Consider the following 10,828-nt stretch of genomic DNA (forward strand, 5'->3'; position numbering starts at 1 on the left):
GCATCCATGTGTTCAGCCTAGTTCATAAATATGTGTCCAGGATTCTGGGTACATATCAGTTTAATATGGAAGTGGGATGACGCTCTGGCTTAGGCTGGGGCGTTTTTTCTATGGAAAAGAAGTGAAAATGACGATATAATATTTGAGATATTGTGATGGAGGCAGATGGATAATGAATATAAAGGATGTTAATGACAAGATTAAAAATATAGAGAATGAAATAGGAGCAATGGTTGAACAAAAGTTAAAGTTTTCAGATGCATCAATGGAACAGGTTGTGATTGTAGCAATTGTAAATGATAGCATAGATTTAATAGAAGATATACAACGAAATATATATGCATTTAATCTTTCGTATGAAAATTATAACAATGCCGTGTCGTTTAATCCTAATTATTATTTTGAAAATATTATTTTACAAGATGACATGATATGGGAACGAATAATCTTTCTTGTTGGTGTGCTTGATCAACTAAATGTGAATATTATTTTTGAACAGAAATCAGTAGAACCGTTGTATGATATGATAAAAAAGAAACATTCAACAGATGATGATATAATTGTGGATTTACGATGCATAAGAGGCGATTATAATAGCAAAAGAATTAAATGGAAACGAAACAACAACGAACATTTTGTTTCTACGCATTTAGATACAAAAGAAACTGAGAATGATATTGGAGAATTAATCTTTATAAATAATGATCAAATAAAAATGAATATGGAAAAATGTTTTCAGTTAACGGATAGAATTAATGAAATTGCTATGAAAGAATTGAAGGAGTGGATTCAACCGATTGAAAAGAAGCAAGGTATATATATAAGATTAATGAAGAAAATTATAAATGAGTTTTCCATTAAAAATAGGAGATGTTCTTTTAACTGCACAGAAAGATTGTCTTGCGAGACAGAGGTGCTTAATAAGAATATTGTTAATGATGTTGCAAAGTTAGAAAAAAGGTATGAAACATTACGAGAAGAATACAGAAACGTAATAAATCAAATAAATGAGTGGTGCATTGATATGGGTGATGAGGCTAGTAATATTCGAAATACTCTTTTAATAGATGCAATTTTTCGTGCAAAAGAAATTGTAAGATCATTAAATTTATATTTTTGTTGTTTAAATTATGATATGGATAAAAAAATACTGTTTGCGTTTTCGGAAGAGGATTTTATTAAGTTTCTTTATAATGAAGTGATAACACCAAATATATATTGTTTTCATGCTATTATGAAAACTTATTCAGTATGTGAAAAAATAGCAAAATTTATATTGTGCAAATATGATTTTGAACATGAATATATTACATCAGAAAAATTTAAAAATATGTACATTGAAGATATAATTGCAAAGATAAATGAAAAACAGATAACTTCAGATATCATAGAGAAATTTATGGAAATAATGGAGGGGAAAGTATATTCACATTATGAAAAAATTCGTAATTTAGAGTATCATTGTCTTAGACAGGAATATTTGAATTGTCAGAGCGCACTAGAGATAAATCTAGGAAAAGTTTATGAAGTGTTTGTGCTATTAAATCAACTATTTGAATTGTTAGAATTATTAGTTGGAGAGGAAAAAGTAATATTATCTAAACGGATTAAAAAGAGGGAGATCGATCTTTAGTAGTAAAGTGATAAAAAACTTAGTAGTAAGCCTACCTCGTTTTACTACCAATTTTACTACTAACAGCCTGCAATAACTTGCTCCATCTTGCCCAATTTTGCCAAGATGTCAGCCAATACACACATTCACAAATCCCAGAAATCCCTCGCAAAACAGGACATTTCCGGGCAAATCAAGGAGAAACAAAACAATGATAAAAATACTTTTCATCTGCCACGGCAACATCTGCCGTTCCCCCATCTCTGAGTTCGTCCTCAAGGACATGGTAGAAAAACTCAGCATAGCAGATAAATTTGATATAGCTTCTGCGGCCACCAGCACTGAGGAGATCTGGGGCGGAAAAGGCAATCCGATATATCCACCGGCGCAGGAAGTGCTGAGGGCGCATGGCATAGGTAAGACGGCTTATACAGACTTTAGTGGCAAGCGGGCAAGACAGGTTACAAGGCGGGATTATGAATATTATGATTACCTGCTCTGCGCAGATACAGCAAATGTGAGGAACACAATGCGCATAACCGGTCCGGACTACCAGGACAAGATACATTTGCTGCTCGATTACGCGGGAAGACATGGACAGTCTATAGCTGATCCATGGTATACGGGACGATTTGATGAGACATACAGGGATGTGTGTCAGGGATGTGAGGGCTTTCTTGATCATCTCAGGCAAGGCAATAGGTTGTAGATATGTGTTTACACTCTCGAAGGCATGGTTTTATATTGGTTTTATATTGCTTGTTTTATATGGCAACACCACAAGAAACGTGATATGATTTACGCGTAAATGCATGAGAGAAAATATATAAACCACCAACGGAGGGCACACAAATGGAATTATATAAAGGCAGACCGGATACAAATGAAGGACGACTTGAGAGGGAGATCAGAGTTTATGATTTCCTTGATGATCACGGCATAGAGTATTGGCGCACAGATCATGCTCCAGCAGACACAATGGAAGTTTGCAGCGAGATAGATGCGGTGCTTGGGGCAACCATTTGTAAGAATCTGTTTTTGTGCAACAGGCAGAAGACGCAGTTCTATCTGCTCATGATGCCGGGCGACAAGCCGTTCAAGACAAAGGAGATCACATCGCAGATAGGCAGCGCGAGACTTTCATTTGCATCGCCTGAGGATATGGAGAAGTATCTGGATATCAGACCGGGGGCGGTCAGCGTCATGGGTCTCATGAATGACCATGAGAATCATGTGCAGCTGCTTGTTGACGAGGATGTTATGAAGGGTGAGTATCTTGGATGCCATCCGTGTGTGAACACATCAAGTATGAAGGTCAGGACGGAGGATATATTTGGAAAGTTTCTTGAGGCGGTTCACCACGATATGATCAAGGTGACGCTCACCGGAGAATAGGAGTGGTAAAAATGATGGCAGAGCGAAGAAACGGGGGCAAGCCTCGCAGAGAAGAAAAAAATAAAACGAGTGGCAGCGTAAACGAAAGAAAAAGACAGACACATAGCAGAAAGTACGATGTAACAGGTGGAGAGAAACAAATAAAAACAGGAAGCAAAGGTAAAGCTGTACAGGGAAAACCGCGACAGGCACACTCATCACAGTATAAGCCCCACCCGAACAGCAAATGCCCTATATCCCACCTGTGCGGTGGCTGTCAGTATGTGGATATGCCATATGAGCAGCAGCTTGCCGAGAAACAGAAGTATATAGATGACCTGCTCAGCGTATTTGGTCCTGTGGACAAGATAATAGGCATGGAGAATCCGTATCACTACAGGAATAAGGTCACTGCGGCATTCAGGAGAATGAAGAGCGGAGAAATAATTTCCGGGGTGTACGAGGAGGGAACACACAATATACTTCCAGTCGAGAACTGTTATGTGGAGGATGAGAAGGCTGCGGCTATCATCAGAACATTTGCCGGACTGATAAAGTCGTTCAAGCTGCAGATATACAACGAGGATACAGGAACCGGACTTATCAGGCATTTGCAGATAAGAGTTGGAAGAAAGACCGGGCAGATCATGGTGATCATAGTCACAGCGTCGCCGGTATTTCCGTCCAAGAAGAATCTCGCAAAGGCACTTGTGACGGCTCATCCGGAGATTACAACGGTTGTTCAGAATATCAACATGAAGGACACCAGCATGGTCATCGGCGACAGGAACCAGGTCATTTACGGCAAGGGGCATATAGAGGATATTATGTGCGGAAAGCGTTTCCGTATATCACCGGGCAGTTTCTATCAGGTGAATCCGGAGCAGACGGAGGTCCTCTATGGCAAAGCCATCAAGTACGCGGATCTCAAGAATAAGGAGACCGTGATCGATGCCTACTGCGGTATAGGAACCATAGGCATAGCTGCAAGCGACCGTGCAAAGAAGGTCATAGGCGTGGAGTTGAATGAAGCCGCTGTGCACGATGCCCGGGTGAATGTGAAGATGAACAAGATACAGAATGTTGATATTTACAGCAACGACGCCGGCAGATTTATGGTCGATGTCGCTGAGGAGGGTGACAGCATAGATGTGGTATTCATGGATCCTCCGAGATCTGGAAGTACAGAGGAGTTCATGTCATCGGTCATCACACTTGGACCCAAAAGGGTTGTGTATATATCCTGCGGACCGGAGAGTCTTGCCCGGGATCTGAAATATATGACAAAGCACGGCTATCAGGTAATCAAGATGACCCCTGTGGACATGTTCCCACTCACCCGCGGGGTAGAGACCGTGGTGCTCCTCACAAGGGCGGGTGCGGTACATCGTGGATAAAATTAACAAAAAGCCGGTTCTCTATGAGTGAGAACCGGCTCCGTTTATAAAAATGGAAGGTTTTATCGTAAATTAAATCACGTTACATATATTTGACAAGCTCATCGATGATAGGAGCGTAGTGTTCGCCTTCAAGACCATAGTCTTTTTCTTTGTAGTTCCATGCGGCGCGGCCTATTCCGTACTTTTCAAATACAGAATGGATATCTTTGTACCAGTTCAGAGTTCCGTCAAGTGGTGCCTGATCTATAACACCATATTCGCCGCAGTACATAAATCCGTCTCTTTCTTCAACAGCCTTGATGCCGTCGAGAAACATTTTTTCGAACAAATCAGGTCCGATGGAATTAAGTCCAAGGCTACTCTCGGTGATGGCCCCATGCATACACCCTTCGATCTGGCGGGATTTCTCCATGTAGTCATTGAAATCCCCCGGATATTCGATATGGAAATCTGAAGGCATACCTGTTACCCAGTAAGCAGACTGGTGGGTAAATACCATTGGCTCGTAACAGTGGAAATTGTAAACTATGTTCTCATCGTTGTGATGAGGGAGAAGTTTTATAGATGTAACAGCATTGTAGCCAACCCCACCGAGCAGGATCTTGGCAGTAGGTGCTTTCGCACGGATGATCTCGATGCATTTGCTTGAGATTTCGTTCCACTCGTTTACAACGGTCGGACTTACGACCTCGTTCAGCGGCTCGAACATCATTATGTCTGCATCCTTTGCATATCTGTCTATGAGCTTTCTCCACATTCCGTAGAATCTCTCCTGAAGAGGCTTCTCATGGAAGAATTCAAGAAGATGAGCCTCATCGTCAAATATATATCCATATGTCTTGTGCAGGTCAAGGACCATGTTGAGTTTGTACTTCCGGCACCACTCAATGCATGAATCGATGTAAGCGTAGCCGTATTCCTTATCACTTCCGTCCTCGTTTTCAAAATTATCGTAATCGATAGGAAGACGAACATGGTCAAGTCCCCATGATGCTATTCTTGCAATATCTTTTTCTGTGATAAATGTGTCAAGATGCTCCTTGTCAAGTGGTCCCTGTGAAAGCCATCCACCTAAATTTACGCCTTTTTTGAATCCGTCTAAAGTTCTCATAATCTTTAACCTCCTGTGAAATAATAAAATATATATTGCACTCATTTGCCGTTCGGGAGTGCTTATCAGTTTCGTTTTCTGTGACTTTATAGTAGCATTTGCAGCTTTATGCAAATACAACAAATGTGTCATTAATATAATAATTATGCTATAGTAATATAATAGAAAGGAGGATGGACCATGAATATATCGAACGAGATCGTAAAACAGCAGTTTGTACAGAGAGAATACGGACTGGCGCACCCGACATACGACAGTGAACTTGACTTCTATCAGCTTGTCAGCAGTGGCAATGTGAAGGCACTGTCGGGTATGCTCCTCGCAGGAGAGGAGGATGCCGAGGTTCTGGCAGCCAGGGGAATATTGTCGGAGGATAAAGTCCGAAACAGAAGATATCACGAGATCGTGCTTGTGGCGATGATATCCAGATTTTGCATAGAAGAGGGCATGGAGGAGATGGAAAGCTACAATCTCAGTGACTTCTATATTAATAAGCTGGACAAAGCACAGACCACGCAGCAGGTCATAGAGATACATAATCAGATAATCATGGATTATGCCAAAAGGATGCGCCGGGTGAAGAAGAAAACAGTCATATCGCCACACTGTGTCAAGGCTATGGATTACGTATATGACCATTTGCATGAGCGGATAGATGTGCGGGAAGTGGCAGAATTTGTGGGAGTGGAACGCTCTTATCTGAGCAAACTATTTCATAAGGAGGTCGGTCAGACAATCTCAGATTACATCATGGAGAAGAAGCTTCAGACTGCCAGAAATATGCTTCTGTATTCAGATTTTTCCTGTACGGAGATATCGCAGTATCTGGCATTTGCCAGCGGAAGCTATTTTGCAAAATGCTTCAAGACAAAATATGGAGCGACTCCGAATTCATATCGCAGGATAAATTACAGGAAACACTGGAAAGAGGCGAAATCATAGTCTTGTTATGTGCTGGTATAATTGACAACATCTGTCAAAGGTTGTAGAATTACATGAGTTTTATTTGTATATATAAGGAGAATGAATAGCTATGTCATCTTTTAGATTTCATGTGGCTCTCGCAGCCGCCAAACTGAGCAAGGGACTCATCCAGCTCCTGGGTAGGAACGGTACGCATACACCTGGAGTTATCGCCCTGAAGATATGTCCGGATTTCCTGGCACAGGCGCCCAAGGCACCGCTTACGATATGTGTCACAGGAACAAATGGTAAGACCACCTGTAGTAACCTGATAACTGATGTTCTGGAGAAGGATGGAAGAAGAGTTGTCAGCAACAGAACAGGTTCCAATATCGTCCCTGGCTGTACGACAAATGTCATCAACAGCCTTACATTTACGGGAAGGGTCAGAGTGGATGCCACTGTATTTGAGGTGGACGAGCGTGCTTCAAGGCTGATACTTCCATATGTGAAGCCGGATTATCTTGTTGTAACAGGACTTTTCAGAGATTCACTCAAGAGAAATGCTCACCCTGACTATATTTTCAGTGTCATAGATACCTACTGCCCTGATTCTGCAAAGGTTATCCTGAATGCGGACGAGCTTTGCTCAAGCATGTTGAAGAAAGACAGCTACAGAGTGTTCTATGGAATCGGCAAGCAGCCTGATGACAAGACCGAGCCATACAACCTTATCGCGGATTACCAGATCTGCCCTAACTGCGGCGAGAAGCTGAAGTACAATTACCTCAGATATCATCACATCGGCGATGTGGTATGCCCGAAGTGTGGACTTCACTCACCAGACAAGAAGTATCTGGCAACCGACATAGACAGAGAGAAGATGACAATTACTATACAGGAGGGAGACAAGAAGACAGTTTATCCGCTGATCCATACAGCTCTCTTCAATATATATAATGAAGTTACAGTTATCTCGGCACTGCGCGAGATCGGTCTCTCGGCTGAGAGAATCAAGGAACTCATGGGTCAGATCCGTATACCGGATTCCCGCCACAACGAGACTACAGTGAATGGTGTTACAGTAATCCAGGCGCTCTCAAAGGGACAGAGTGCGGTTTCCTCATCCAGAACATTTGAGTATGTGGCAAATGAGGAGGGCAAGAAGGCTATCCTCCTTGCGATGGACGATCTTGAGGACAGACAGAAGAGTATAGAGTTCTCAGGCTGGATATACGATCTGGAGTATGAGCAGTTCAACAGGGATGATGTTGTACAGGTCATCTGCACAGGACCTAGATGCTACGACCACAAGGTGAGATGCTTACTGGCTGGTATCCCTGAGGAGAAGATACTCACAAATCTCAGCGAGGTCGCTGCGGCAGATGATGTGACTATAGATGGTGTTGACAGAATATATATCCTGTACGACTGTGAGAATTACGGAATGTCATGTGAGATGAAGAAGAAGATAATCAAGAGACTGGAGGGTGACAAATAATGAAGATTGAGATTTTATATCCGGAAATATGTACACTCTACGGTGACAAAGGAAATACAATGTACCTGCAGAAATGTCTGCCGGATGCGGAATTTGTGACAACAGGACTTAATGAGAAGCCACTCTTCCTCAAAGAGAATATAGACATGGTGTATATGTGTTCCATGAGCGAGAAGAGCCAGGAGCTCGTGCTTGACAGACTGATGCAGTACAAGGACGAGATCGCAGCATGCATGAAGGATGGAAAGGCGCTTTTCCTTCTGGTTGGCAATTCCATGGAACTCCTTGGTGATTATATCAAGAGAGAGGATGGAACCAGAGTTACAGGACTTGGCGTTGTTCCGGGCATGTACTCAGTCCGCCAGACTCCGAATCGTTTCAACACGCTCATCAAGGCGAAGTTCAACGATATGACACTCATCGGATACACAAGCCGATTTGCCCACACTTACGGAATACCTGATGATATGACATTCTGCAAGGTGGAGATCGGACAGGGCAGCAATCCTGATACCATGAATGAGGGAATCTGCAAGAACAGAGTAATTGCGACATACATTCATGGACCACTGCTCATTCAGAATCCTGATTTTGTACATTATCTGTTGGAAAAACTGGATGCTCCTATGAAAGAGATACCATTTGAGGCAGCTATGCGCAAGGCATATGATGTGAAGCTTGCTGAGTATGGCAAGCCTGATCTGGAGCTGTCATAATATAGAGAATTATAGTGATAATTAAGCCCCGGTGGCCTTTGATATGTACCTGAAATCCAGGACACATGTCAGTATGCTGCCGGGGATTTTATATGTAGTAATGTATAAAACTTATACATTTTGTATAGTTATGTAAACATATTGAAAAGAAAAAGATAATATGTCACAATACAGATGTTGCCACCCCTAGACAGGCTAGGAAAGGGGGCGTATGTCTTGTTGAGTTTATTAGTATCTTTTGGAATTTCTGTTGTGGCTAGTATAGTAGCATACTATATCTGCAAGTGGTTGGACAGAGACAGGTAGCTGGCAATCAGCCCAAGGAGTACGTCGCCTTTGAAAGACGGAGAAAACCCCAGTAGTAGGCGCTACTGGGGTTTTTGTTGTACTATGGGTTAGTACATCTTGAAAATATTAGTATCTTTGTCTGCCGACATTATAGCATATGAGTTCTAACTCTGCAATATGCTTTCCCTTACACATCTTAATGTTTTTTCAGATGTATCAACTCAAAAGAAAGTAGTATAATGATATCGCAAGAAGAAAAATGCGCGACGCGAAGCGGCATTTGTATTAGTAAATGCGAAGCGGCATTAGTTTCTGTAAATCGGGGTATATTATTCATAAAAACAAATGAAGAGACAATGTGAAAGGAGCAGTGGGTTACATGTTAAAGGACTGGAACAAGCCGGAGCGTCCATCGGATGAGGAGATAGACACTCGGTTAAAGATTGCCAGAGAGAATCTGACACGCAATCAGATCAAGGTAAAGGAAGGTAAGATACCTGTATTTGTCATATTTGAGGGCTGGGGAGCCGCAGGTAAGGGAAGTCTTGTGGGAAGGATCATAAAGAATATGGATCCGAGATTTTTCAACGTTGAGTCAGTGAAGTATTCCACAGATGAGGAAAAACGCAGACCATTCCTGTACAAGTATTTTACGAGAATACCGGAACAGGGGGAGTTTGTATTTCTGGATGGTGGATGGATGAGGGACATAGTAGGTGGCAAGATGTCTGGAGAATTGTCAGACAAGGAATACCGGAAGAGAGTTGACAGCACCAAGAGATTTGAGAGGACTCTGGCGGACAACGGATATCTGGTCATGAAATTTTTCTTCCAGATAGACAAGCATGAGCAGAAGAAGAGGCTTGAAACACTTCTTGAAGATGATACTACAAGCTGGAGAGTGTCTAAGCATGATCTGAAGCAGAACAAAAAGTATGACGAGTATCTTGAGGCATTTGACAGCTTTATGTATGACACCAATCTGTCAAATGCACCGTGGTACATGATAGATGCAAAGGAGAGAAAATGGGCAGAACTTCAGATACTCGATATCATCAATCAGGGAATAGATACTGCGCTGCTCAATCAGGGGCATGCTGTACCTATACTGCAGAATACATTTGCGCTCAAGAAGATCCCGAAACTTTCCGAGGTGTCTCTCGACAAGAAACTGACGGATGAGGAGTACAAGGAGGAACTTGACAAGCTGCAGAAGAAACTCGGCAGACTGCACAATGAGCTTTACCAGAAGAGGATACCTGTTATCATAGGCTACGAAGGTTGGGATGCGGCAGGCAAAGGTGGAAATATCAAGAGGATAGCGGAGGCACTTGATGCGAGAGGTTATGTGGTAAATCCTATAGCAAGTCCTGAGCCGCATGAGAAAGCAAGGCATTTTCTGTGGCGATTCTGGACAAGACTTCCTAAGTCAGGACATGTGGCGATATTTGACAGAACATGGTATGGCAGAGTCATGGTTGAGAGACTTGAGGGCTTCTGTTCGGAAAATGACTGGCAGAGAGCGTACAACGAGATAAATGAATTCGAGAAGGAACTCCACGACTGGGGTGCGATCGTCATCAAATTCTGGGTTCAGATCGACAAGGATACACAGCTTGAGAGATTCACACTCAGACAGAACACACCTGAGAAACGCTGGAAGATCACAGATGAGGACTGGCGCAACCGTGACAAATGGGATGACTATGAGACTGCGGTGGATGAGATGCTGGAAAAGACCAACACCAGCTTTGCGCCATGGCACATATTGGAGTCAAATGACAAGAAGTATGCCAGAATAAAAGCCCTCAAGATCGTTATCAAGGCGATAGAGGATAAGCTGGAGCATCTCGACAACTAATGATGGGCGCCGGATGCGATCACTCGATACTCAGAATGATATAACGCATTTGTGACAGATAT

Annotated in this window: 9 protein-coding genes; 8 read left to right on the forward strand and 1 reads right to left on the reverse strand. The window is 42.4% G+C overall.

The genetic code is table 11. The features are described from left to right. The first annotated feature begins 172 nt into the window (after positions 1–172). From DXD11_RS06535 to rlmD, 4 genes are all read left to right on the forward strand, one after another. Positions 173–1,633, forward strand: a complete 1,461-nt coding sequence (locus DXD11_RS06535; RefSeq protein ID WP_118017145.1) for a hypothetical protein — start codon at positions 173–175, stop codon at positions 1,631–1,633. A gap of 190 nt (positions 1,634–1,823) precedes the next feature. Further along, positions 1,824–2,321: a low molecular weight protein-tyrosine-phosphatase gene (locus DXD11_RS06540; protein ID WP_118017147.1), complete on the forward strand. Its 498-nt coding sequence runs from the start codon at positions 1,824–1,826 to the stop codon at positions 2,319–2,321. Positions 2,322–2,464: 143 nt separating this feature from the next. Next, positions 2,465–3,007: a prolyl-tRNA synthetase associated domain-containing protein gene (locus tag DXD11_RS06545; RefSeq protein ID WP_055147481.1), complete on the forward strand. Its 543-nt coding sequence runs from the start codon at positions 2,465–2,467 to the stop codon at positions 3,005–3,007. An 11-nt stretch (positions 3,008–3,018) separates the two neighbouring features. Beyond that, entirely contained in the window at positions 3,019–4,383 is a 1,365-nt protein-coding gene (rlmD, locus tag DXD11_RS06550; protein ID WP_118758025.1) for a 23S rRNA (uracil(1939)-C(5))-methyltransferase RlmD, read from the forward strand. A gap of 82 nt (positions 4,384–4,465) precedes the next feature. On the opposite strand, the gene DXD11_RS06555 is transcribed toward rlmD, so the two are convergent. Further along, entirely contained in the window at positions 4,466–5,497 is a 1,032-nt protein-coding gene (locus DXD11_RS06555) for a glycoside hydrolase family 5 protein (RefSeq protein WP_118649767.1), read from the reverse strand. A 180-nt stretch (positions 5,498–5,677) separates the two neighbouring features. On the opposite strand from DXD11_RS06555, the gene DXD11_RS06560 reads away from it, so the two are divergent. The 4 genes from DXD11_RS06560 to pap all read left to right on the forward strand — a co-directional run bounded on the left by DXD11_RS06560 (position 5,678) and on the right by pap (position 10,766). Next, complete coding sequence (locus DXD11_RS06560) at positions 5,678–6,439, forward strand: helix-turn-helix transcriptional regulator (protein WP_117550934.1); 762 nt, start codon at positions 5,678–5,680, stop codon at positions 6,437–6,439. 91 nt (positions 6,440–6,530) lie between these two features. After that, complete coding sequence (locus DXD11_RS06565; protein WP_118758026.1) at positions 6,531–7,901, forward strand: Mur ligase family protein; 1,371 nt, start codon at positions 6,531–6,533, stop codon at positions 7,899–7,901. Beyond that, positions 7,901–8,617, forward strand: coding sequence for a glutamine amidotransferase (locus tag DXD11_RS06570; RefSeq protein WP_022215872.1), 717 nt, complete (start codon positions 7,901–7,903; stop codon positions 8,615–8,617). The genes DXD11_RS06565 and DXD11_RS06570 overlap by 1 nt, the downstream gene beginning before the upstream one ends. A 667-nt stretch (positions 8,618–9,284) precedes the next feature. Beyond that, positions 9,285–10,766: a polyphosphate:AMP phosphotransferase gene (pap, locus tag DXD11_RS06575; protein WP_118758027.1), complete on the forward strand. Its 1,482-nt coding sequence runs from the start codon at positions 9,285–9,287 to the stop codon at positions 10,764–10,766. Positions 10,767–10,828 lie beyond the last annotated feature (62 nt).

The sequence above is a fragment of the Coprococcus sp. TF11-13 genome (genome assembly GCF_003481085.1).
Classification (GTDB): Bacteria; Bacillota; Clostridia; order Lachnospirales; family Lachnospiraceae; genus Coprococcus; species Coprococcus aceti.

Excerpts from the sequence above, each read along its gene's own strand:
- DXD11_RS06545 (WP_055147481.1), top strand. The coding sequence starts at position 2,465 with ATGGAATTATATAAAGGCAGACCGGATACAAATGAAGGACGACTTGAG.
- DXD11_RS06565 (WP_118758026.1), top strand. The coding sequence starts at position 6,531 with ATGTCATCTTTTAGATTTCATGTGGCTCTCGCAGCCGCCAAACTGAGC.
- rlmD (WP_118758025.1), top strand. The coding sequence starts at position 3,019 with ATGATGGCAGAGCGAAGAAACGGGGGCAAGCCTCGCAGAGAAGAAAAA.
- pap (WP_118758027.1), top strand. The coding sequence starts at position 9,285 with ATGTTAAAGGACTGGAACAAGCCGGAGCGTCCATCGGATGAGGAGATA.
- DXD11_RS06570 (WP_022215872.1), top strand. The coding sequence starts at position 7,901 with ATGAAGATTGAGATTTTATATCCGGAAATATGTACACTCTACGGTGAC.
- DXD11_RS06535 (WP_118017145.1), top strand. The coding sequence starts at position 173 with ATGAATATAAAGGATGTTAATGACAAGATTAAAAATATAGAGAATGAA.
- DXD11_RS06560 (WP_117550934.1), top strand. The coding sequence starts at position 5,678 with ATGAATATATCGAACGAGATCGTAAAACAGCAGTTTGTACAGAGAGAA.
- DXD11_RS06540 (WP_118017147.1), top strand. The coding sequence starts at position 1,824 with ATGATAAAAATACTTTTCATCTGCCACGGCAACATCTGCCGTTCCCCC.
- DXD11_RS06555 (WP_118649767.1), bottom strand. The coding sequence starts at position 5,497 with ATGAGAACTTTAGACGGATTCAAAAAAGGCGTAAATTTAGGTGGATGG.